We start from the raw sequence: 23,939 nt of genomic DNA on the forward strand, positions 1-23,939 counted from the left end.
CGGTAAGCCCCGCCCCGAACCGCGTCGACCTCCGGATGTGCCGTGCCCAGGTTCAGTGTCATCGTGCCCGCCCATCGTGTGGAGGCGTACCTCGGCGCCTGCCTGGACTCGGTGCTCGGCCAGTCCTTCGGCGACCTCGAGGTGATCGCCGTGGACGACTGCTCGCCGGACGGCTGCGGGGAGCTGATCGACGCGTACGCGGCGCGCGACCCCCGGGTGGTGCCGGTCCACCTGCCGCGGAACGGCGGGCTGGGCCGGGCGCGCAACACCGGCCTGGAGCGGGCCACCGGGGAGTACGTCCTCTTCCTCGACGGCGACGACACCCTCACCCCGGACGCGCTGCACACCCTCTCGGACCGGATCAAGGAGACCGACAGCCCCGAGATCGTCGTCTTCGACTACGCCCGCACCTACCTGTCGGGCCGGATCGTCCGCAACCAGCTCGCCGCCGAACTCCGCGAGGGCGACCCGCAGGTCTTCACCCTCGCCGAACGGCCCGGCCTGCTGCGCCTGCTGATGGTGGTCTGGAACAAGGCGTACCGCCGGGACTTCGTCGAGCGCACCGGGCTCACCTTCCCCCCGGGCTACTACGAGGACACCCCGTGGACCTTCCCCGCGCTGATGAGTGCCGAGTCCATCGCGGTGCTCGACCGGGTCCTCCTCCACTACCGGCAGCGGCGGCAGGGCTCCATCCTCGGCACCGTCAGCCTCCGGCACTTCGACGTCTTCGACCAGTACGACCGGGTCTTCGCCTTCCTCGACGCGCGGCCGGAGCTGGCGCGGTGGCGGCCGGTGGTCTTCCGCCGCATGGTCGACCACTTCACCGCCGTCTACACCAGGCCGGGCCGGCTGCCCGCCGCGGAGCGGGCCGCCTTCCTGCACCGGGCGCGCGACCAGTACCGGCTGCACCGCACTCCGCTGCCGCCGCTGAGCCCGCGTGACCGGCTCCGGCACGCGCTGGTGCGGCACGGCAGCCACCGGGCCTTCGGGGCGCTGCGGCTGGCCGCCCGCGCCTCGGGCCGGGCCCGCCGCACCGCCCGCGCCGTCAGGGCCCGCGCCCGGAGGTCCGGCCTACGCCTGCACTACCGGCTCCAGCGGTGCCTGCCGCTGCGGGAGCGGGACGCCCTCTTCGGAGCGGGCGACGGCCACGGCTACACCCACCACCCGGCCGCCCTGGAGCGGGCCGCCCGGGATCTGGTGCCCGGCCTGCGGAGCTTCTGGATCACCCGGCCCGAGCACCGGCACACCCTGCCGACGGCCACCCGTGGGGTGGTGCCGGGCAGCGCGGCGTACCTCACGGCGCTGGCCCGCGCGCGGTACCTGGTGACCGACGGCGAGCCGGAGCCCGGGTACGTCCGCAGGCGCGGCCAGCGCGTCGTGCAGACCGGCCGGGGCACGCCGCTCAAGCGGGTCGGCGCGGAGGTGCTGGACCGCCCGGCGGCCGGGACCACCGACCTGCGGCGGGTGGTGGCCGCCGCCGACCAGTGGGACCACGCCCTCTCCGGCAACCGGCACACCACCCTCACCTGGGAGCGGGCCTTCCCCGCCCCGTACTCCGTGCTGGAGTACGGGCATCCGCGTGCCGACGCCTTCCACCGCCCCGACCCGGCCGAACGCGAGCGCGTCCGCGCGACGCTCGGGCTCGACGCGGGGGTGACGGCCTTGCTGTACGCGCCGACCTACCGGGACCACCGCACGGGCCCGCACCAGTCGCTGGACCTGGCCCGGATGCTGCGGCGGCTCGGGCCGCGCTTCGTGATCCTGGCCCGTGCGCACCCGCGCTGCGGTGCGCCCCTCTGTCCGCCGGACGCCCCGCCCGCCGCCCGCCTGGTCGACGTCAGCGACCACCCCTCGGTGGAGCGCCTCTGCCTCGCCTCCGACGCGCTGCTCACCGACTTCTCGTCCCTGATGGTGGAGTACGCGGTCCTGGACCGGCCCATCGTGCTGCACGCGGACGACTGGGCGGCGTTCGAGGCGGCCCGGGGGCTCACCGTCGACCTGCGCGGCTGCCCACCGGGCCCGGTCGCCCACGACGAGGACGACCTGACCGAGATCTTCGCCTCCGGCACGTGGGCGGGCCCCGGCTCCGCCGCCCGGCGGGCCGCCTTCCGCGCGCGTTTCTGCCCGTGGGACGACGGCCGGGCCGCGGAGCGGGTCGTCCGCCACGTCTTCCTCGGCGAGGAGCCGCCTGCCCCCTAGCGGTCGAGGAGGCGGAAGAGGGCTTCCCACTGTTCGAGGACGTGGGCCTCGGAGAACCGCTGCACGTTGACGCGGGCCCGGTCCCCCATGGTGTCGCGCAGTTCCTTCTCACCGGTCAGCCGGAGCAGCCGGTCGGCGAGGGAGTCGAGGTCGCCGGGCGGGGCCAGCAGCCCGTCCTCCCCGTCTCGGACGATCTCCCGGACCCCGGGCGCGCAGTCGAAGGCGGCGCAGGGCACCCCGGAGGCCATCGCCTCCATCAGGGCCAGCGGGAACCCCTCACCACGTGAGGACTGGACGAAGACGGAGCCCTCGGCGAGCGCGGCCGGCACGTCGTCGGTGCGCCCCATCCACTCCACGGAGGTGTCCAGCCCGAGACTGGTGCACTGGTTCTTCAGCGCCGTCTCGTCCTCCCCGGCCCCGTAGACGCGCAGCCGCCACTCGGGCCGGTGCGGGGCGACCAGGGCCCAGGTGTCGAGGAGCATGTCGACGCCCTTCTGGTCGGCGAGCCGCCCGATGCTGACGACGTTGCGCCCGGTGCGCGGCGAGGGTGTCGCGGGCAGGTGGGCGAGGGCGTTGGGCATGGCGCCGACGTTCTGCATGGAGTCGAGGGTGATCCAGTCGTCGGCGTCCTCCTGGGTGAGCACCAGCCACCGGTCGACGTGCGGATAGTTCTCCTTGACCCAGCGGTAGCGGTGGCAGGCGCGGGTGTACGCGTACGACTCGTGGCTCATGCCGATCAGCCGCACCCGGGAGGTGTCGGCCTGGCGCAGCCACTCCATCGGCCAGACCTGGGTGACGACGGCGACGGCGCCGGGGGCGGCCTGGCCGAGGATGCCCGAGAGCCGGTCGACCGCGGCCGCCTTCGCGGCGAGGCGGCGCCGCTCGCGCAGCCGGGCGGCGGGGCTGAGGCGGCGGCGTCCGACGAGGGGGCGGGCGGTCGGCGGATGGCTCGGGTAGAGCGCGGTGACCGGGTAGTCCGGCGGGCCGGGCAGCGTCAGTTTCAGCGCGGCCTCGTGGACGCCGATGACGTGCACCGGGTGGCCGTGGCGGCGGAAGAGGCGGGCCATCTGGTGGGTCCAGGCGGTGACGCCGCCGAGTTCGTCCACGGTGTTGCCGATGAGGTAGATCTCCCGGGGCGCGGCCTCGGCGGCGGGCGCGGCGGGGCTCTTCCGTGCGGCGGGCGCGGTCATGTGCCGGTCCTCTCTGCGGGGCGCCGCCGCGTGGCCGGGCAGGGCCTGGGGCGGCGCCGGGGGGTGTGGGCGGCGAAGAGGGTGTCGACGACGGCCGCCGCGGCGCCGCCCGTGTCGTAGGCACCGAACTCCTCGGCGAACCGGGCCCGGGCGGCCTGCCAGTGCGGGTCGGCCTCGTCGAGTCGGGCGAGCACCTCGTGGAGTTCGTCCTGGGTGTCGACGACCGGCCCGCCGGCACGTTCGCGCAGGTCGAAGTAGCTGCCCCGGTCAGCCGTGTAGGCGTCGAGGTCGGGGGCGAAGTGGATGAGCGGCCGGTCGAGGAGGGCGTAGTCGAACATGATGGAGGAGTAGTCGGTGACCAGGACGTCGGCGAGCTGGAGCAGTTCGCTGACGTCGTGGTGGCCGGAGACGTCGTGGACGGTGCCGGGCTCGGTGGCGGGCAGGGCGGCCCGCTCCATGTAGTGGCTGCGCACCAGCAGGACGTGGGTGGACCCGAACTCCTCGGCGAACCGGCGTACGTCCAGCGGCAGTTCGGCGTCCTTGTGGCCGGGGCCGCCGCGGAAGGTCGGCGCGTACAGGACGACCTCGCGGTCGTCGGGGATGCCGAGGGCGGCGGCGAGCGGCGGCCGGGGCGCGTGCTGCTCGCGGGCGGCGACGAGCCGGTCGTTGCGCGGGTAGCCGGTGGGCAGCAGCTTGTCCGGGTCGAGGCGGTAGGCGCGGCCGAGGGTGTCGGCGTCGTGCGGGGCGCGGATCAGGAAGTGGTCGAAGCGGTCGACGGCGCGCTGGAGGCGGCGCCGCTGCGGGTCGTTCTGCGTCTTGACCCGCGCCTCGTCGAACCCCATCCGCTTGTAGGCGCTGCCGTGCCAGGTCTGGAGGTACGTGGTGTGCCGGGGCTTGTCGAGGGCGTGCGGGAAGCCCTGGTTGTCGACCCAGTACTGGGCGCGGGCCAGCGCCCACAGGTAGGGCCAGGACCAGCGCCGCACCAGCCGGGCGTCGCCGGGGAACCCGTCCGGCCCGTCGGCGTACGACCAGACGGGCCGCAGCGGCAGACCCCGGCGCGTCGCCTCCTCGTGGATCGCTCGGGGGCTGTCGCCGTACTGCTTGCCCATGTGGGCCTCGTAGACGACCTGGCCCTTGCGGACCGGCAGGCGCAGCAGCAGGGTGCGGTAGACGCGGGCCTTGACGGCCTGTCCGGCGAGGCGTCTGCGGCGGGCGGCGACGGCGGCGAGGCGGCGGCGCAGGGCGCGGGCGGGCCGGAAGTGGGTCGCGTAGTGGAGGACCTTCTCGGCGAGGCGGGCGGGCCTGCGGCGGCCCAGCAGGCAGACGGCGAGCCGGTGGTGGGCGGTGACGTAGGGCTGCCAGGTGTCGCCGGTGAGGCGGCCGAGGCGGGGGCGGGCCCGGAGGGCGCCGGCGGGCCTGACGGTCTCCGGTTCGGCGAACAGCGGGGTGGTCAGCGTCTCGCCGCCCGCGGTGACGGTCAGGGCGGGGTCCCAGACGCGGTCGCCGACGCCGCGCGCGCCGAGCAGCCGGGTGAGGTCGGCGCAGGCCCGCCAGACCAGGGCGTCCTTGGCGTACCGGATGTCGTCCGCCGGCAGGACCAGCCGCCGGCCGGGCTGGTCGCGGCAGGTCAGGACGAGGGTGGCGGTCACCTCGGGCCGGTCGGGCAGGGCGTGGGCCGGCAGCACGAGCCGGCCGACCAGCAGCAGGCGGCCCTGGACTCGGGTGGCGCGGGTGACGGTGTTGAGCAGGTCGAGCTGGGAGAAGGGGCGGTACTGGAGGCCGAGTTCGGTGACGTCGAGCGGGTCGGCCGCGGGGTCCGCCGTCCCGCCGCCGGGCCGCCAGTGGACGCGTCCGGCGTGCTCGGTGAGCGGGGAGACGACGGTGCCCGGGTTGGCCAGCGCGTAGGCGGCGTCGCGGGCGCCGTCGGCGTCGCCGTCGGCGAGCAGCCGGAGGCAGGCCCGGGCGACGGGGTCGAGCGGGGCGAGGGCGTCGGCGCTCAGGTGCGGGGCGAGCAGCGGCGCGACCCGTTCGGCGGTGCGGGCGCGGGCGTCGCGGTCCATCCGCAGCAGGGCGGCGGCACAGGGCAGCACGTGGTCGGTGAGCAGGGCGCGTTCACGGGCGGCGGCCAGTCCCGGGTGGCCGTGCCGGGCGAGCAGACGGGCGGCGCGGGCGGCGGCGGCGATCCGGGCGGGGGCGTCGGCGGCCGGGTCCGGGGCGGCCCGGTGCGTGGTGATGATGTTGGGGATCAGGGTGACGGTACGGGCGGCGAGGGCGGCGCGGACGCCGAAGAGCAGGTCGCCGACGGGCGGGGCCTCCTCGTGGCGCACCGGGGGCCGGGCGTCCGGGCCGAGCAGCGAGCGGCGGACGCAGCAGCCGGTGACGAGGGAGTCGTGGACGACGAGGCCGGGGGCGTCGGTGAGGCTGCCGACGGTGCGGGTGCGGGCGTGCAGCGGCCGCTGCCAGGCGGGCTCGGCCTGTTCGGCGCCGCGCGGCAGCTTCTCGCCGGGGGCGGGCAGCCGGGTCCAGGTGCCGGCGACGAGGTCGGCGCCGGTGCGCAGGGCGGCGGCGAGGAGGTTGCGCCCGGCGTCCTTCTGGAGGCGTTCGCCGGGGCCGAGGAAGGTGACCCAGGTGCCCCGGGCGTGGTCGGCCCCGGTGTCCCGCAGGTCGGCGCCGCGGGCGGCGGTGACGTGCCGGACGCGCCCGGGGTGGCGCTCGGCGAGGGCGGCGGCGGCGCGGGTGGTGGCGCTGTCGCGGCCGGGATCGACGAGGACGGCCTCGGTGTGCCGCAGGGTCTGCTCCAGGACCGAGGCGGCGGAGGCGCGCAGGGCCTCGGGGCCGGCGTCGGCCGGGACGACGACGCTGAGGTCGGGGGTGTCGGCGGGCGCGGGGTGCGGGTCGGTGGTCATGCGGGCTCCCCGGTGAACGCGGCGGTGCGGGTGGCGGATCGGCCGGCCGAGGCGTGCGGGGTGGCGGCCAGCAGGGCGTCGACGACGTGGGCGGCGGCGGTGCCGTCGTCCAGGTCGCAGAACCGGGCGCGGAAGGCGTCGTACGCCTCACGGTGCCCGGCGGTCGCGGCCTTCGGGTCGCGCAGCGCCGCGATGACCTCCTCGGCGTCGGTGAGGAGCGGGCCGGGCGCGCTGGACTCGAAGTCGAAGTAGAAGCCTCGCAGGGTGTCGCGGTAGTGGTCGAGATCCCAGGTGTGGAAGAGCATGGGGCGGCCGGTCTGGGCGAAGTCGAACATCAGCGAGGAGTAGTCGGTGACCAGGACGTCACTGACGAGGAGGAGGTCGGCGACGTCGGGGTACCGGCTGACGTCGCGCACGTCGTCGCCGCCGGGGACGGAGCCGCCGACCAGGTAGTGGCGGCGCACCAGCAGCAGGTGGCTGTCGCCGAGTTCGGCGGCGGCCCGGGCCGGGTCGAGGGGGAGGTCCAGGGCGTACCGGCCGCCGCGCTTGGGGCGGTCCTCGCGCCAGGTCGGCGCGTAGAGGACGACGGTGCGGTCCGCGGGGATGCCGAGGCGGGCGCGGACCTCGGCGGCGCGCTCGGCGCGGTCCGGGCCGAACAGCAGGTCGTTGCGCGGGTAGCCGGACTCCAGGACGGGCCCGGTGTAGCCGAAGGCGTGGCGCAGGATCGGGGTGGAGAACCGGTTCGGCGAGACCAGCAGCGACCACTGGGCGCTGCGGTGCGGCAGGGCGGCGATGTACCGCGGGTCGGCGGCGGGCGAGCCGGCCAGGTCCCGGCCGATGCGCTTGAGCGGGGTGCCGTGCCAGGTCTGTACGACGTGCTGGCCCTCGGCCCGCTCGAACCACTCGGGCAGTTGGGTGTTGGTCACGATGTGCCGCGAGCGGGCGAGCGCCTCGTACCACTCGGCGCTCCACAGGGCGACGGGGGTGAGGCCCGGCGGCAGGTCGACCTGCTGGTCGCGGACGGTCCACAGATGGGTGAGGGAGGTGTCGCGGGCGGCCAGTTCCTGGTGCACGGCGCGCGGCGAGTCGGAGTACTGGCGGCCGTCGAAGCTGCTGTAGAGCACGGCGTCGCGCAGCGGGCCCCGCTCCCGCTGCACGGTGTACGCGGCGCGCAGCGCCCTCTGCTGGGTGCGGCCACGGTCGGCGGGGGGCAGCGAGGAACCGGAGTGGAGCTGGAGCCGGTCGTAGTGGCGGCGTTCGACCAGGAACTCGCGGCCGCCGAGGTGACGGGCGAGCGGCAGCCCGGTGTGCAGGGCGGGCGCGATGTGCACCGGGGTGTACAGGGCGGGGTCGCTCTCGCCGGGGTGGCGCAGGAACATCGACCAGTTGCCCTCGGCGAGCGGCAGGGTGCCGCCGGGCCCGTGGACGGCCTCGGGGGTGAGGGTGGCACTGAAGCGCGCCCCGTCGCGGTGGGCGTCGAGGACGGTCTCCTCGCCGTGGGTGCCGTGGACGAGGACGAGTTCACGCGGGCCGTCGTCGGCGGCGGGGAAGCTCCCGGCGAGGGTGAGGGGGCCGCTCGGGGGCCAGGTCAGCTCGGTGGCGATGGGGCGCACGGGCTGGTCGCGGAGTTCGAGGTTGCCCGCCGAGTTGGCGCTGACCAGCAGTTCGCGGCCCTCGCCGAGGGGGTAGCGGCCGGACTCGATGTCGGGGTGGACGGCGACGGGGCTCGCGGTGCCGTCGGCGCGGAACAGCGAGACGCCCCAGGGCTGGGGGCGGCGGACGGCACCGGCGTCCTCGACGGGTTCGGCGCCCTCGGCGAGCGCGGCCGGCGGCAGGTCGGCGGTGAAGCTCCTGCCGTCGAGGCTGATCGGCAGGTCGAGGGTCTCCTTGGTGTACCAGTTGGTGGCGCGCAGCCCGGCCCACGCCTCCGCGCCGGTGGGCGGGGCGGCCGCCAGACGGCCGACGAGGCGGAGGCTGCCGTCGCGGGTGGGCGCGGCCTGGTGGGAGACCAGGCGCGAGGGCACGTTCTCGGCGCGCAGCCGCAGCCGTCCGGCGCTGAGGGTGGCCCCGACCCGGCGGAACTCGCCGAGGTAGTGCACCGGCAGCCCGTCGAGGCCGGCCATCCGGACGGGGCCGGTGCGCGGCAGCAGCCCGCCGACGGCGGCCATCTCCAGCTTCCAGGTGGTGCTGGGGCGGCCGGTGGAGAGCCGGGCCGGGTCGATGACGGTGGTGAACCCGGCCCGGTCGTAGCGGTGCAGGGCCTGCCGGGAGCTGTAGGTGGCCTCGCGGGAGCGGACCGGGCGGACCCTCAGCGGGACGACCCGGTGGCGGCCCGCGCGCAGCCACAGCGCCTTGCCGCGGGCCTGCAGCCGGCCGGGGGGCAGGTTGCGGACATAGGCGTAGCCGGTGAGGTGGAGCCTGCCGTCCTCCCAGTGGGCGCGGGTGACCCGGGCGATCAGCGGCAGGTCGCGGGGGCGCAGCCGGGTCGCGGGGGCGGGCAGCGGGGTGCGGGTGACGGGGTAGGCGGCGCGACGGCGGGCCAGTCCGCGGACCTGGAAGGCGTCCGGGTTGGCGCGGACGAAGGCCATCAGGTCGAGGAGTTCGGGCAGGCGGCGGCGCCGGATGAGGGCCCACTTGGCACGCAGGTGGAGGGGGAGGGCGGCGAGGGCGGCCGGGGCGGCGTGGTCGGCGAAGGCGTTGGCGTGGTCGAGGAAGGCCTGGTGGTAGTCGTCGTCGCCCTCGGGCAGGGCCTCCATGAACATCCAGAGGTCACCGGCGAGGACGGACTGGTCGTAGCGGCGCTTCGCCTCCGCCCAGTCGCCCTCGAAGGGGGTTCCGGCGGCTTCGGCGAGGCGGCGGCCGAGGAAGGTGCTGGCGGTGGTGACCGCGGCGGTGCGGTCGTGGACGGCGCGGCGGTTGGCGCGCTTGTTGCTGATGGAGCCGTGCCGGTCGCGCCAGAAGTAGACGGTGTCGCTGAGCACGTCGACGCTGCCGGCGAGGAAGTGCGCGGGCACGATGACGGGGATGTCCTCGAAGAGGACGCCCTCGGGGAAGGCCAGGTCGTGCTTGTCCCAGAAGTCCCTGCGGAAGACCTTGTTGCAGGCGATGCGGTCGCCGAGCAGGTCCCAGTCACGCAGGACGTGGGTGGTGAGCCGGGTGGTGGACATGGCCCGGCGGAACATCGGGGACTGCTCGGTGGTGCCGTCGGTCTTCAGCCGGTGGACGTTGCCGGTGACGAAGTCGGAGCCGCTGCGCTCCAGGGTGTCCAGCATCAGCGCGTAGGCGTCGTCGGGGATGACGTCGTCGCTGTCGACGAAGGCGAGGTGGTCGCCCCGCGCGTGCCGGACGCCGGTGTTGCGGGCGGCGCCGAGGCCGGCGTTCTCCTGCTGGACGAGGCGGAACCGGGAGTCCCGGTCGGCGTGGACGCGGGCGATCCGTGCGCTGGAGTCCGTCGAACCGTCGTCGACCATGACGACCTCCAGGTCCCGCATCGTCTGCCGGCCCAGTGAGGCGAGGCAGGCGTCGAGGTACTCCTCGACGTTGTAGACGGGGACGACGACGGTGAGTCGGGGTGTCATGCGCGGCGCACGATCCTTCCGGGGAGCGGGGGTGACGGGGGGAAGGCGTCCCGCCGGGGCCCGGAGGGTGCCCGGCAGCTCCTGTGCCGGGCGCCACGGACACCGCACAGGATCTGCCGGGCACCCTCTACGGGTTAACAACCGGACACCCCGGCACAGGTCACCCGGACAGGTCCGTTCGGGTGACGGGGCCGGGGCGGCCGGGCGCTGCGCGGTCGCCCCGGCGCGTCAGGGCTTGACCGCGATGCGGCCCTCGTCCATGCGCAGCAGCAGCAGCCGCTCGCCGGTGGCCTCCATGAACTCGTCGACGGCGCGGCGGGAGCCCTGCCAGTAGCCGTAGTCGTCGATGAGCAGGACGCCGCCGGAGACCAGCCGGGGGTAGAGCTGTTCCAGCTCGTGCCGGGTGGAGGCGTACCAGTCGGTGTCGAGGCGGAGGACGGCGATCTGCTCGGGCGCCTCCGCGGGCACGGTCTTCTCGACCAGGCCCTGCACGTAGTGGAGCCGCTCCCTCGGGTACGGCACCTGGGCGAAGCCGGCCTGCACGTCGTCGAGGGAGGCGACGGCCCAGATGGGGCGGTCCTTGCCCTGGGCGGCGAGCAGTTCCTCGGCGGAGCGGCCGTCGCGGCGCAGGTCCTCCTCGGTGGGCGGCGGCATCCCCTCGAAGGTGTCGAAGAGGTACAGGTCGCGGTCGGCCGCGTCCAGGCTCAGCAGGGTCTTGGCGCACGCCTGCATCGAGCCGCCGCGCCAGACCCCGCACTCCACGACGGCGCCGGGGATCCGGTGCCGCACCACGTACCGGGTGGCGAGGATGAAGGCGTTGAGCCGCTCCGGGGAGGTCATGGTCCACGGCTTGACGGCGCGGACGATCTCCTTGGCCTCCTCGTCGTAGTCCTCGGGGAGGTGGAGCTTCTTCGGCCTGGGCCGCGGCGCGGCCACGGCGGCGGGGGCGGGGGCGACGCGGGGGGCCGGGACCGCGGCGCGGGTGAGCTGGTATCCGGTGAGCTGCTTGAGGACGGAGTTCACCGTGTTCTTCCATGCCATGCCGCCTGACAGTACGCACGCCTTGTCCTGGATGTCACGCATCGTCAACTGGGCGTTGATACGCGGCTTACGTACCAGGGCGGCGGCCGGCCCCCCGGCGTGTCCCGGGGGCCGGCCGCCGCCTCGTGCGGCCCCCTCAGCCGCCGGAGCCCGGCCGGCCGGTCTTCGCCGGGCCGGGCTCGGCGCCGGGCGCGGGCACCGGCACGCTCCCGGCGGGGCGTCCGCAGTACGCGCGGCCGGGCAGCGGCGCCGGCAGCGGCACGCCTTCCACACCGCCGACGCGGTTGGCCCACCACAGGGTGGTGGCGCGGACGAAGGCCATGGTCAGCCGCGGGTGGTCGTGGGGTTTCTGGAAGACTCCGACGGAGTCGCCCCAGTAGGCGTGCTTGGCGTCGATCGCGCCGTAGGCGTGCCGGATGCCGTCGGCGGGCGGGAAGTCGGTGTACGCCTCGAGCAGGTCGAGCCGGCAGTAGGCGGCCAGCGCGCGGAAGCCGTCGGGGTAGTACCGCCAGCAGTCCTGGGCGTCGTGGGCGTGTCCGCGCGAGGGGGCGGTGACGAAGGCGAGGCCGCCGGGCCTGAGGACGCGGGCGATCTCCAGCATCGACGCCCAGAAGAACGGGATGTGCTCGAAGGCCTGCCCGGACAGGACCACGTCGGCGCTGGCGGACCTGACGGGCAGCCGGTACGGGGCCTTCATCACCCGGTCGACGTTGGCGCCGGGGCGCACGTCGACACCGGTGTACGCCACGTCGTGCCCCTCCAGCAGCGCCCGGTGGGTCCGTTTCTGCCCGTCCGAGACGCGGGAGCCGAGGTCGACCACGCTGACGCGGCGGCCGGTGGGGAGATAGGCCGAGACGCAGAGTCGCATCTGCTCGTACGCCGATCGGTGCATGTGTGACTCCTCAAGAACGCCCCCCGCTCCTGTGTGGGAGGAACAACGCCCGACCCCGCCCCAGGTCACCGCGGCCCGTCACCCAGCGTGGCGGACGCGCCGCCCACCACCGCCGGGCGGGCTCCTCCAGCCCGTGGTGGAGCGCCCCGGCCAGCGCCGTCGCCACCACCGCCGTACCGATCATGGTGAAGAACGCGGCACCCCCGGCCGGCTGGTGTCCCCACCGGTCGGTGATGGCGTGGTTGAGCGTCTGGTGCAGCAGGTAGAAGGCGTACGACCACAGGCCGAGCCGGACCAGCGCCGGCGAGGCCAGCCATCCCTCACCACGGGCCCCGTCCCCGGTGGCCCGCACCACGCAGGCCACCACCAGGCCCACCGCGAGCAGCGCCACCACCGGCCGCACCGTCGCCTCCAGCAGCACCGTCCCCTCCCCCGCCCACTCGCCGCGCCGGGTGTACGCCACCGTGTACGCGGCCAGCGCGACCGCCACCGGCCAGGCCCGCGCCGCGGGACGCGCGCCCCGCCGCAGGGCGAGCGCGGCGACCAGGCCGAGGCCGAACTCCGGCAGGCGGGCCAGCGGGTGGCGCATCACCCACTCGGTGGCCGCTCCGGAGAGGTGGGTCAGCAGCCACAGGTTGACGGCGGCCATGACGGCCAGCGAGGCACCGGAGACCGCGAGGAGGGTGCGGGTGCGCAGGGCCAGCGCGCCCCGGACGAGCAGCGGGAAGAGGGCGTAGAAGAAGAGTTCGACGCTGAGGGTCCAGGCGACGCTGTTGCCCGGCAGGGTCGGGGTCACCCCGGGGAACCAGGTCTGCACGAGGAGGAGGGAGGCCAGCACCGAGAAGGTGTCGGTGGCACGCCCGCCCCACCAGAACAGCAGCACCAGCGCGAGCAGGCCGGCGGCGAGGTGGGCGGGCCAGATCCGCCCGGCGCGCCGCCAGTAGAACAGCCGCGCGGAGGTGCCCGGCCGGTACCCCCAGGCCAGCAGGAAGCCGGACAGCACGAAGAAGAACCCCACCCCGTGCACCCCCATCGTGGTGTACGGGAAGAACGCGGGGACCCGCGCGACCCCGCTGTCCGGCCCACCGAGCCCGGTGAAGTGGTGGGCGAACACGGCGAGCGCGGCGAGGAAGCGCAGCCCGGTCAGCGCGTCCACCCGGCCGCCCGGAACGAGCGGGTCCGGCGGGCGCCCGTGCGTGGCCGGGGCGGGGGACGCGGGGGTGGGGGCGAGGGCAGACATCGCGACCGAAGGTAGTTCCGCCGTCACGTACTGTCGAAGCTCCGCCGCGCGCCGGACGACGATAGGCCCCGGCTGGCGGCATCCGGGCACCCGGCGGGGATACGGTCGGGTCACACGGCCGCCCGGGGCCCGCCCCGCGCACCCCCGTACGACGAGCGGCCCGGCACACGACGAAACAGGTGACCATGACCTGGCTGATCACTGGCGGCGCCGGATACATCGGCGCGCACGTAGTCCGCGCCCTGGACGAGGCGGGCGAGGACGCCGTGGTCCTCGACGACCTCTCCACCGGCGTCGAGAGCCGCCTCCCCGGCTCCGCCACACTGGTGCGCGGCACGATCCTGGACCGGCCGCTGCTGGACAAGGTCTTCGCCGACCACGCCATCACCGGCGTCATCCACCTCGCCGCGAAGAAGCAGGTCGGCGAGTCGGTCTCGGTCCCCCTGCGCTACTACCACGACAACGTCGAGGGTCTGCGCGTCCTGCTCGCCGCCACCGTCGCCGCGGGCGTCGACTCCTTCGTCCTCTCCTCCTCGGCCGCCGTCTACGGCATGACCGACGTCGACCTCGTCACCGAGTCCACGCCGTGTGCGCCGATGAGCCCCTACGGCGAGACGAAGCTGGCCGGCGAGTGGCTGGTGCGTGCCACGGGCCACGCCCACGGCCTGCGCACCGCCTGCCTGCGCTACTTCAACGTGGCGGGCGCGGGCGCCCCCGGCCTGGCCGACACCGGCGTCTTCAACATCGTGCCGATGGTCTTCGAGCGCCTCACCGACGGCGTGCCCCCGCAGATCTTCGGCGACGACTACCCGACCGAGGACGGCACCTGCGTCCGCGACTACATCCACGTCGTCGACCTCGCCGAGGCCCACGTCGCCGCCGCCCACGCCCTGACCGCCGCCACCCCCGGCGAGGACCTCACCGTCAACGTCGGCAGCGGCCGGGGCGTCTCGGTCCGCGAGCTGATCGACCTCATCAACGAGGTCACCGGCAAGGACATCCCCCCGGTCGTCACCCCCCGCCGCCCCGGCGACCCGGCCCGTGTCGTCGCCTCCGCCGAACGCGCCGCCGAGGCCCTCGGCTGGCGGGCCCGCCTGACACCGCGCGACATGGTGGCCTCGGCCTGGGCGGGGTGGCCGGGCCGGTAGGCCCCGGCCGGGCGGAGCGCCACGAGGGCGCGCTGCGGCCGCCGCCCCCTACGGCCACCGGCCCGCCCCCGCCGGAGCGGGAACGGGCCGGTGGGCTGTGCGGTCAGGCGCGGCCGCGGAGCAGGGTGCGCATGGTGCGCATGGCGACCGAGAGGTTGGCCAGGTCGAAGCTGTCGGAGCTCTGGATCTCCTCCAGCGTGGCGCGGGCGCGGGTCAGGATCGCCGCGTTCTGGCGCTCCCAGCTCTCGTACCGCTCCTTCGGGCCGGCGTCGGCGCCGCCGGCGTCCAGCACGTCCGCGGTGAGCGCCGCGTGGGCCGCGTACAGGTCCTCGCGGATGGAGGCGCGGGCCATGGACTGCCAGCGGTCGGCGCGCGGCAACTCGATGATGCGGTCCATGAGCTGGGTGATCCGCAGCCGGTCACCCAGGTCGTAGAAGACCTCGGCGACGGCGAGCGGGTCCTTGCCCGTGCGGTCCGCGATGGCCACCAGGTCGAGGGTGGGGAAGGCCGAGGAGAACCCGGCGACCCGCCCGGCCAGTTCCTCGGGGACGCCGGCCTTGACCAGCTCGTTGAGGATCGACTCGTACCACTCCAGGTCGGAGCCGCGCAGCAGGGTGGGGAGGTGGGCCCAGATCCGGCCGACCCGCTGCTGGAAGAAGTCGATGGTGTCGGCGAGCTCCAGCGGCTGCGGGCGGTTGTTGAGCAGCCATCGGGTGCCGCGCTCCACCAGGCGCCGCGAGTGCAGCCGGATACGGGTCTGGACGTCGGCCGGCACCTGGTTGTCGAGCGCCTCGACGGCGTCCCAGACGGCGGCCAGGCCGAAGATCTCGCGGGCGGCGAGATGCGCCCGGACGATCTCCTCCATGGAGGCGCCGGTCTCCTCGCGGAGACGGTGCAGGAAGGTCGCGCCACCGGTGTTGACGGTGTCGTTGACCAGCATCGTCGTGATGATCTCGCGGCGCAGCGCGTGCGCGACGATCTGCTCGGGGAACTGCTCGACCAACGCCTTCGGGAAGTAGGCGTGGAGCAGCCGCATCAGGTACGGGTCGTCGGGGAGCCGGGTGGAGATCAGCTCGTCGGCGGCGGTGATCTTGGTGTAGGCGAGCAGGACGGCCAGCTCGGGCTGGGTGAGGCCGCTCTGGTTGTTCAGCAGTTCGCGGATCTGCCGGTCGCCGGGGAGGAACTCCAGCGCCCGGTCCAGGGCGCCTTCGCGGGTCAGGCGGCGCATGAAGCGCTGCTGGGCGTGGAGGAGCGAGGGCGCCTGGGCCGTGGAGTTGGCCAGGGCGGTGTTCTGCGCGTAGTTGTTGCGCAGCACCATCGCGCCGACCTCGTCGGTCATCTCGGCGAGCAGCGTGTTGCGCTGCTTGAGGGTCAGGTCGCCGTCCTTGACCACCGAGTTGAGCAGGATCTTGATGTTCACCTCGTGGTCGGAGGTGTCGACGCCGGCGCTGTTGTCGATGGCGTCGGTGTTGATCTTGCCGCCGGTACGGGCGAACTCGATGCGGCCGAGCTGGGTGGCGCCCAGGTTGCCGCCCTCGCCGACGACCTTGGCGCGCAGGTCGGCGCCGTTGACGCGGATGGCGTCGTTGGCCTTGTCGCCGACGGCCGCGTCGGACTCGGCGGAGGACTTGACGTACGTCCCGATACCGCCGTTCCACAGCAGGTCGACCGGGGCGGTGAGGACGGCCCGCATGAGGTCGGCCGGGGTCATCTTGGTGGTGCCTTCGGGCAGGCCGAGGGCGTCGCGGATGTGCGCATTGACCGTCACCGACTTGGCGCTGCGCGGGAAGACGCCGCCGCCCGCCGAGAGCAGGTCGGTGTTGTAGTCGGCCCAGGAGGAACGGGGCAGCTCGAACAGGCGGCGCCGCTCGGCGTACGAGGTGGCGGCGTCCGGCGTCGGGTCGATGAAGATGTGCCGGTGGTCGAAGGCGGCGACGAGGCGGATGTGCTCGCTGAGCAGCATGCCGTTGCCGAAGACGTCGCCGGACATGTCGCCGACGCCGACGACGGTGAAGTCCTCGGTCTGGGTGTCGTGGCCCAGTTCGCGGAAGTGCCGCTTGACCGACTCCCAGGCGCCCCGGGCGGTGATGCCCATGCCCTTGTGGTCGTAGCCGGCCGAGCCGCCGGAGGCGAAGGCGTCACCGAGCCAGAAGTCGTAGTCGGCGGCGACCTGGTTGGCGGTGTCGGAGAACTTGGCGGTGCCCTTGTCGGCGGCGACGACGAGGTAGGTGTCGTCCTCGTCGTGGCGGACCACGTCGGCCGGGGGCACGACCTCGCCCGCGACCATGTTGTCGGTGATGTCGAGCAGCGCCGAGATGAAGGTCTTGTACGCGCTGATGCCCTCGGCCAGCCACGCGTCGCGGTCCTTGGCCGGGTCGGGCAGCTGCTTGGCGACGAAGCCGCCCTTGGCGCCGACCGGCACGATGACGGTGTTCTTCACCATCTGGGCCTTGACCAGGCCGAGGATCTCGGTGCGGAAGTCCTCGCGCCGGTCGGACCAGCGCAGCCCGCCCCGGGCGACCTTGCCGTACCGCAGGTGGACGCCCTCGACGCGCGGCGAGTACACCCAGATCTCGAAGGCCGGGCGGGGCGCGGGCAGGTCGGGGATGGCCTGCGGGTCGAACTTCATCGCGACGTAGCCGTGCGGCTCGCCGTCCGCGGTGTGCTGGAAGAAGTTGGTCCTGAGGGTCGCCTTGATGACGGTGAGGAAGGAGCGCAGGATGCGGTCCTCGTCGAGCGAGGCGACCTGGTCGAGCGCGCCGTCCAGCTCCTCCAGGATGCCGTCGGTCAGCTCCAGGCCGGCCGCCTGCCGCTCGGGCGCCATCCGCGCCTCGAAGAGGGAGATGAGCAGCCGGGTGGTGTGGACGTTGTTGCGGAGGGTGTCCTCCATGTAGTCCTGGCTGAAGGTCGCGCCGGCCTGCCGCAGGTACTTGGCGTACGCGCGCAGCACCATCGCCTCGCGCCAGGTCAGCCCGGCGCCGAGGACCAGGGCGTTGAAGCCGTCGTTCTCGGCGGCGCCGGTCCAGGTGGCGGCGAACGCCTCCTGGAACCGCTCGCGGCCGTCGTCGCCGAGGAAGTCGTTGGCGTGGCTGAGGCCGGGGACGCGCAGTCCGAAGTCGTAGATCCAGGCGGTGGAGCGGTCGGCGCGGCGCAGCTCGTAGGGGCGCTCGTCGACCACCTCGACGCCCAGGCGCTGGAGGACGGGGAGGACGGCGCTGAGCGAGACGGGGTCGCCGGTCCGGTAGATCTTGAAGCGGCGCTCGTCGGGGGCGGCACCGACCGGCTCGTAGAGGCTGAGCGCGAAGTCGTGCTGGCCCTCGCCGCCGCGCAGCCGCTCCAGGTGGACCAGGTCGGCGACGGCGGCGCGCGGCGAGTGGTCGGCCTTGTACCCCTCGGGGAAGGCGCCCTGGTAGCGGCGGAGGAGTTCGGCGGCGCGCTCCTCGCCGCACTCGGCGTTGAGCGCCTCGCCGAAGCCGTCGGACCAGGAGCGGGCGGCCTCGACCAGACGGGCCTCGATGCGGTCGTGGTCGGCGTCGGTCAGCTCGGAGAGCTGGGTGCCGGAGGGGACGCGCACCACGAAGTGCAGGCGGGAGAGGATCGACTCGGTGTTCCAGGCGGTGAAGTCGACGTTGGTACCGCCGAGTTCCTCCCGCAGGATGTCGATGATCCGCAGCCGCACACCGGTGGTGTACCGGTCGCGCGGCAGGTAGACGAGGGCCGAGTAGTAGCGGCCGTACTCGTCCTTGCGCAGGTAGAGGCGGAGCCGGCGGCGTTCCTGGAGGTAGAGGACGCTGGTGGCGATCGGCAGCAGTTCCTCGGCGGAGATCTGGAACATCTCGTCGCGCGGGTAGGTCTCCAGGATCTGGAGGAGGTCGCGCCCGTCGTGGCTGTTGGGCGAGAACCCGGCGGCCTTGAGGATGTCGGCGACCTTGCGGCGGATGACCGGGACGCGGCGGACCGACTCGGTGTAGGCGGCGGAGGAGAAGAGGCCGAGGAAGCGGCGCTCGCCGATGACGTTGCCCTTGGCGTCGAACTTCTTGACACCGATGTAGTCGAGGTAGCTGGGCCGGTGCACGGTCGCGCGGCTGTTGGCCTTGGTGAGGATGAGCAGCCGGTGCTCGCGGGCCTTGGCGCGGGCGTCGGCGGGCAGCCGCTCGAAGGACGGACTGACCGGGTGGCGGTCCTCGTCCTGGTGCGGGTCGGCGCGGAGGATGCCGAGACCGGTGCCGGGGACGGCCGCCAGCGAGTCGTCGTCCATCAGGCGGTACTCGCGGTAGCCGAGGAAGGTGAAGTGGTCGGCGGCGAGCCAGCGCATCAGCTCGCGGGCCTCCTCCACGTCCTCCTCGGGCAGGTCGGAGACGGGCTCGGTGGGCAGGTCCTCGGCGATGTGCAGCGCGGCGCCGCGCATCTTCTCCCAGTCCTCGACGGCCTCGCGGACGTCGGAGAGGACGCGGAGCAGGTCGGAGGTGATCTGCTTGAGGTCGCCCTTGTCGGTCTCGCGGTCGATCTCGACGTGGATCCACGACTCGGTGACCGCGTCGAGCGGCCGCTCGGCGGCGCCGCCGGGCAGCACCTCGACGAGCTGGCCGGCGATGTCGCGGCGGACGACGATCTGCGGGTGGATGACGACGTGGATGCCGCGGTTCTGCCGGGAGAGCTCGTTGGTGACCGAGTCGACCAGGAAGGGCATGTCGTCGGTGACGACCTCGACCACGGAGTGGCTGCTGGTCCAGCCGTTCTCCTCGACGGTCGGGGTGTGGACCCGGACGTTGGCGGTGCCCTGCGGGCGGTTTTCGGCCAGCCGGTAGTGGGAGTAGGCGGCGCCGAACAGGTCGACCGGGTCGCGGTCGGCCAGGTCCTCGGCGGCCGTGTGCAGGTAGTAGCGCTGGAGGAAGGCGAGCACGGAGTCCTGATCCGGCGCGCCCTCACCCGTCGCCCCGACGGGGAGGCGTCCCCCCGCCGGGCTGTTCTCAGCGACCTCGGCCGCCCTCTCGAGCAGCTCGGCCTTGGCTTCGTCCAGCTTGGTCTGCATGGTCCTCTAGCTCCTGTCACGCGCCGTTGCGAGACGTTGATGAAACGTGTGGGACGTAACGCCGGGACGCGGGGTCTCCGGTCGGATTCGACGTTATGCCGGGAAGCGGGAGGAGCGGGGCGTTATCGGCCATGATGGGCGGCCCGCTCTCCCGGAAGGGAACAGCACGGCGGGCCCGGGACGGCACACAAGCCGCACACCGGGCACAGTCCGGGGGCGCCACTGCCCCCGCCGTGTATCGCGCTGATCACGAGGCAAGGCTATCTCGCATCCGGGGGAGCCCGTCATGAGCCGCTTCTGTACAAAAGCGCCGCGGGAACTTGGCCGGTCCGCCCATCCGGGGCCGGGACCCGAGGGGGTAGTGGGGCACGGGGGGTCCGAGGGACTCCGGCGACATCGACGAGCGGTGCCCGGACTCGCTCCGGAAGGCGCGCCCCCGCTGGTGGGACGGGCTCCCCGGGCTGGGACCGGGCACTCCCGGCAGCGGGTACGGAGCGGCGTGCGAGCGGGTCGGTTTTCGGCCACCGGCGGAGGGCGGCCCTGGCAGGCGTACGCGGTCGGCCCACCAGGGGCGCGCGTTCTTCGGGGGCGGGTGACGGCAAGCCCCGGGGCCGGGCCGGGAAGGAGCGAGGCCGCCGTCGGCGTCGGCGTCGCCCGTGGCCGGAAGGCGCCTCGGCCCGAGCGGACGCGGGTGACGGTGCGGCGCCGGCTCGGCGGTCACGGTGTAACGGACGTCACCCTCGACCGGGGGTGCGGAGCCTCGGCCGGCACCCGGCAGAACGGCCTCGGGCACGTACGCGGGCCGGGGCCCCCTCAGGACCGGCCGGCGCACGGGCCGCGGGCCCGGGGGACAGGTTCCGGGAGAGGCCGGGCCCTCACCCCTGTTCGAACACCCCGTGCGCCACTTCGACGGCCTCCGACAGCGAGTCGACCACCACGGCGCCGGTCGCCTCCAGGCGCCCCCGGCTGTGCGTCCCGCCGGTGTACAGCACCGCCCGGGCGCCCACGGCGTGAGCCGCCACGGCGTCGTCGGCGGCGTCCCCGATCACCACGGTGCGTTCCTCCCGCACGGCGTCGAGCGCCGCCAGGTGGCGCACCATGTGCGCGGCCTTGGAGCCGCCGGCGGTGCCGGTGCGCCCCTCGACCCGCAGGAAGTGCCGGTCGATGCCGAGCCCCCGCACCAGCGGGACCAGTTCCTCGTGCCCGTACATGCTCAGGATCGACTGGCTGTGGCCCGCCTGCGCCCACCCGGTCAGCAGCGCCTCGGCGCCCTCGGCGAGGCCGCACCGGATGCTGTGCTCCCCGTAGTACCGGTGGAAGACGCCGTCCATCGCCTCCCACTCCTCGGCGGTGGGCGCCCGCCCCATCATCCGCTCGTAGAACCGCGGGATGGGCACGCAGTACAGCTCGCGGTACTGCTCAAGGGTGATCGGCGCGACCCCGAACTCCGCGAAGGCGGCGTTGGTGGCACCGACGACCGCCTCGGTGTCGTGGAACAGCGTGCCGTTCCAGTCCCAGACGATGTGCGGCGTGATGGTGGACATGATCCGACGGTAACGGGGGGTCCGGGGGCGGTGCCAGGCAGTTCCGGGCCGGTCAGCCGGCGAGGAGGTGCTCGATCTCCTGGGTCGCGAACCAGAGCAGCTCGTGGTCGTCGGCGCCGTCCACCACGAACCGGGCGTCCTCGTCGCCGCCCGCCGCCCCGGCCAGCGCCTCGGCCGCCCTGGCCACGTCCGCCGCCGCGCCGTCCGCGTCGACGTGGACGGCGGCCGCCTTGCCCAGCGGCACGGCCGTGTCCAGCCGCACCTCTCCGAGAGCCTCCGGGTCCAGCGCCCTGTCCGGGTCGGCGAAGACGGCCCCGTCGGCGATGTCCACCGCGACGACGACCCGCTTGCGGACCGCCTCGGGGTCCGCGGCCAGCAGCCGCAGCGAGCCGTGGGCGGCGCGCGTCAGCGCCGCGTACTCCAGCTCCTCGATGTCGTCGGAGACGTACCACTCGCGCAGGCCGGGCGTGACGGCGTACGCGGTGAGCGGCCCGGGCCCCAGTTCGCCCGCCCGGTGCGCCTGGGCGAGAGCCGGCAGGGTCAGGGGGACGTAGACGCGCATGGTGGGCCGTTTCCGTGGTCGGGGCTGGACGGGGCCAGGATACGTGCCCGGCGTCCCCCTTCGGAGGGGGGCGGCGCCCGGACAGCGGTCAGCACGGCGCCGCCTCGTCACCCCCGCGCACCGGGCCACGACAGCTCCGTGCACCCCTCTTCTCATCCTGATAGGTGAACTTGCCGGGCCCTCCCGCCCGGCCCCGTTCCGCCTTGCCTCCGGCGGCGCGGGACCGCACGCTGCGGCCAGCGGTTACCCCCCGGTAGAACCGCCCCGCCCCGGCGCGCCGACCCCGTCGGCCGCCGCACCACGAGGAGACATCCCCATGGACCGGCCCCCGCCCGGCCCCGGCAGGACCGCCACCGCCACCCGCCGCTCCCCCGCATCCCTCACCCGGCCCGCGACCGTCCGCCGCGACAGCCGCCGCCCCGGCCGCGGCCCCGCCCGGCACAGGCGCGAGACCGTCCCTCGCTACTGGTTCGCCGACCGCCTCCTCGCCGTCCTCGCCGGCCGCCGCCCCGTCCACTCGATGCTCAACCACACGGTCGGCGAGGCGTACGAGCAGCTGGTCCAACTGGCCCCGTCCGACGAGCCGTTCCTCGTGGGCCGCGAACCCGCGGTCCGTCACTGCGACGAGTACACCCCGAGGGAAGGCGTCATCGAGGCCTTCGCCCGGATCAGCAGCGGCGACCGCGTCCACGCGCTCGCCTTCCGCCTGGAACAGGGCCCCGACCTTCGCTGGCGCTGCGCGGCCGTCGAGGTCGGGCACCGCCCGCGCGCGGCGGCCGAGGCGTGAACCGCCCCCGCCCCCCGGCCCGCCCGCGCGGCTCCGGCCGGCCCGGTCACCCCCGCACGGCGCGCTGTCCCACGTCCCGGGCGATCCGGGCGAACTCCCGTTTGCGGGGCGTGTCCCTGGTCCGCAGCCACGCGACCGCCCACTCGATGGGCGGTGCGTCACGGAAGGGGAGATACACGACGTCGGGCCGACTGTAGAAGCGCTCGACCTGGGCCCCGACGACGACCGCCCCCACACCCGCCCCGGTCTGCTGCAACGCCTCCTGGAAGGTGCTCACCCGGGGCCCGCCGACGACGGCCGCCCCGGCCGGCGTATGCCGAGGGGCACGGTCGGAGAGCCACTCGTCCTGGCCCGCGCCGGCCGGCCGCAGCAGGGTGAGCCCGGCGAGGTCCTCCATCGAGACACTCGTACGCTCGGCCAGCCGGTGCCCGGCGGACACCGCGAGCATCCGGGGCTCGGCGAAGAGGACGGGTCCCACCAGGATGTCGGGCGCGCGGAGCGGCAGGCAGATCGCCAGGAGGTCGACGCGCTCCTCGCGCAGACTCGCCAGCGATTCGGCGACCTGCACTTCCTCCGTACGGACGGGGGACCCGAACCCTCCCTCCGCGCATTTCCGCGCGGCCCCGTGCATCACCTGGCCGGCGAGCGCCCCGACATATCCGACCCGCAGCGAATTCAGGGCACCGCTCGCCGCATCGACCGCCCGCGCCATTCCTCTTTCGACCTGCTCATGAGCGAGGTGCAGGTCCTCATGCAACTGGATGCCGATCTCGGTCAGTTCGACCGTGCGGCTGGTGCGGGTGAACAGGGGTGCGCCGACGCGCCCTTCGAGCTTCTTCAGGAGTTGGCTGACGCGGCCGGTCGTGACATGCAACCGCTCGGCGGTACGCCCGAAGTGCAGCTCTTCGGCAAGCGTCAGGAAGACCTCCCACTCCAGCCGTTCCAGCATGCGTCCTCCTCGCCGAGCGGGACGATCCCTGAACAAGCGTTTAGCGATCTTAACTTGTTTACCCCTTCCCCACCCGCCAGGATGTACGAGCCGAGCCACCCCCGCGAAGCACCGACTGCCGACCGCCGACACCACGACCATCGCCTCATGTGCCTCGCGGACTTCATAGGCGCGATTCCCTCTCACTCTCCCTTTCCGCAAGGGCGAATTACCCACAGGTGAGCCTGGCGGAGCCGCAACAGCCGACCCCTCACCGCCACGGGAGACGACGCCGGGATTTCCCGTCCCGCACGAATGGGCAACGCCCCGCATTCCTTCCCGGCGATCACCGCACCGCCTTCGCCCGCATCGCGTGCCCCGTCCGCGGACGAGGCAGGCAGGCCCTCCGCAGCACCGGAGCCCCTGCCCACGGACAGCAGCAGGCGCGCGGGCCCCGGTACGGGGGTCCAGGGCCCGCGCACCTGCTGCCGGAAGGGCAAGGTGATGTGAAGACGGTCGGCACCTCGTCGGCACCGGCCCACCGACGGGCTCCGGCCCACCCACGGCACGCGGGACCAGAGCCAATCCGTCAGCCTGCCGGCCCTACAGGCTGCTGACCGACAGGCCGACGGACCTACGGGCTGACGACCGACAGGCCGACAGGCCGACAGGCCGACAGGCCGACAGGCCGACAGGCCGACAGGCCGACAGGCCGACAGGCCGACAGGCCGCCCTCGGCCGAGCCGACGTCGGCTCGGCCGAGGGCGGAGGAACCGAGCCGTGGCACGCATCGACGCGATCAGGTCCGGTACGCCCCAGCCACCGCCGCGACAACCGGTCCGCTACCGCCGGGCCGGCGCCGTCGTCCTCGGCACCACCAACACCGGCTGCC

13 protein-coding genes are annotated in these 23,939 nt (G+C 74.3%); 3 read left to right on the plus strand and 10 right to left on the minus strand.

What is annotated here, in order from left to right; genetic code table 11:
* The first annotated feature begins 42 nt into the window (after positions 1–42).
* Positions 43–2,199 carry a bifunctional glycosyltransferase/CDP-glycerol:glycerophosphate glycerophosphotransferase gene (locus tag Sdia_RS27765; RefSeq protein WP_115067933.1) on the plus strand — a complete coding sequence of 719 codons (2,157 nt, stop codon included), beginning with the start codon at positions 43–45 and terminating at the stop codon, positions 2,197–2,199.
* On the opposite strand, the gene Sdia_RS27770 is transcribed toward Sdia_RS27765, so the two are convergent.
* The 6 genes from Sdia_RS27770 to Sdia_RS27795 all read right to left on the minus strand — a co-directional run bounded on the left by Sdia_RS27770 (position 2,196) and on the right by Sdia_RS27795 (position 13,046).
* Positions 2,196–3,389, minus strand: coding sequence for a glycosyltransferase (locus Sdia_RS27770; protein WP_115067932.1), 1,194 nt, complete (start codon positions 3,387–3,389; stop codon positions 2,196–2,198). The genes Sdia_RS27765 and Sdia_RS27770 overlap by 4 nt on opposite strands.
* On the minus strand, positions 3,386–6,295 hold the full coding sequence (locus tag Sdia_RS27775; RefSeq protein ID WP_115067931.1) for a bifunctional glycosyltransferase/CDP-glycerol:glycerophosphate glycerophosphotransferase: 2,910 nt from the start codon (positions 6,293–6,295) through the stop codon (positions 3,386–3,388). Before Sdia_RS27775 ends, Sdia_RS27770 begins: the two co-directional genes overlap by 4 nt.
* Positions 6,292–9,873, minus strand: coding sequence for a bifunctional glycosyltransferase/CDP-glycerol:glycerophosphate glycerophosphotransferase (locus tag Sdia_RS27780; RefSeq protein WP_100457803.1), 3,582 nt, complete (start codon positions 9,871–9,873; stop codon positions 6,292–6,294). The genes Sdia_RS27775 and Sdia_RS27780 overlap by 4 nt, the downstream gene beginning before the upstream one ends.
* Before the next feature lie 228 nt (positions 9,874–10,101).
* On the minus strand, positions 10,102–10,914 hold the full coding sequence (locus tag Sdia_RS27785; protein ID WP_100457804.1) for a TylF/MycF/NovP-related O-methyltransferase: 813 nt from the start codon (positions 10,912–10,914) through the stop codon (positions 10,102–10,104).
* A 136-nt stretch (positions 10,915–11,050) separates the two neighbouring features.
* Complete coding sequence (locus Sdia_RS27790) at positions 11,051–11,806, minus strand: methyltransferase domain-containing protein (protein ID WP_115067930.1); 756 nt, start codon at positions 11,804–11,806, stop codon at positions 11,051–11,053.
* Positions 11,807–11,816: 10 nt separating this feature from the next.
* On the minus strand, positions 11,817–13,046 hold the full coding sequence (locus tag Sdia_RS27795; RefSeq protein ID WP_189401121.1) for an acyltransferase family protein: 1,230 nt from the start codon (positions 13,044–13,046) through the stop codon (positions 11,817–11,819).
* Between the two features lie 185 nt (positions 13,047–13,231).
* On the opposite strand from Sdia_RS27795, the gene galE reads away from it, so the two are divergent.
* Complete coding sequence (gene galE, locus Sdia_RS27800; RefSeq protein WP_100457828.1) at positions 13,232–14,194, plus strand: UDP-glucose 4-epimerase GalE; 963 nt, start codon at positions 13,232–13,234, stop codon at positions 14,192–14,194.
* Positions 14,195–14,297: 103 nt separating this feature from the next.
* On the opposite strand, the gene Sdia_RS27805 is transcribed toward galE, so the two are convergent.
* The 3 genes from Sdia_RS27805 to Sdia_RS27815 all read right to left on the minus strand — a co-directional run bounded on the left by Sdia_RS27805 (position 14,298) and on the right by Sdia_RS27815 (position 21,332).
* Positions 14,298–19,226 carry an NAD-glutamate dehydrogenase gene (locus tag Sdia_RS27805; RefSeq protein WP_100457807.1) on the minus strand — a complete coding sequence of 1,643 codons (4,929 nt, stop codon included), beginning with the start codon at positions 19,224–19,226 and terminating at the stop codon, positions 14,298–14,300.
* Positions 19,227–20,101: 875 nt separating this feature from the next.
* On the minus strand, positions 20,102–20,770 hold the full coding sequence (locus Sdia_RS27810; RefSeq protein WP_100457808.1) for an HAD family hydrolase: 669 nt from the start codon (positions 20,768–20,770) through the stop codon (positions 20,102–20,104).
* Between the two features lie 52 nt (positions 20,771–20,822).
* Positions 20,823–21,332, minus strand: coding sequence for a DUF6912 family protein (locus tag Sdia_RS27815; protein ID WP_189499825.1), 510 nt, complete (start codon positions 21,330–21,332; stop codon positions 20,823–20,825).
* A 316-nt stretch (positions 21,333–21,648) separates the two neighbouring features.
* Here Sdia_RS27815 and Sdia_RS27820 point away from each other — a divergent pair, with 316 nt between their 5' ends.
* Positions 21,649–22,119 carry an Rv3235 family protein gene (locus tag Sdia_RS27820; RefSeq protein ID WP_100457810.1) on the plus strand — a complete coding sequence of 157 codons (471 nt, stop codon included), beginning with the start codon at positions 21,649–21,651 and terminating at the stop codon, positions 22,117–22,119.
* Between the two features lie 46 nt (positions 22,120–22,165).
* On the opposite strand, the gene Sdia_RS27825 is transcribed toward Sdia_RS27820, so the two are convergent.
* Positions 22,166–23,068, minus strand: coding sequence for a LysR family transcriptional regulator (locus Sdia_RS27825; RefSeq protein WP_124288094.1), 903 nt, complete (start codon positions 23,066–23,068; stop codon positions 22,166–22,168).
* Between the last annotated feature and the right edge of the window lie 871 nt (positions 23,069–23,939).

It is taken from the genome of Streptomyces diastaticus subsp. diastaticus (genome assembly GCF_011170125.1).
Classification (GTDB): domain Bacteria; phylum Actinomycetota; class Actinomycetes; order Streptomycetales; family Streptomycetaceae; genus Streptomyces; species Streptomyces diastaticus.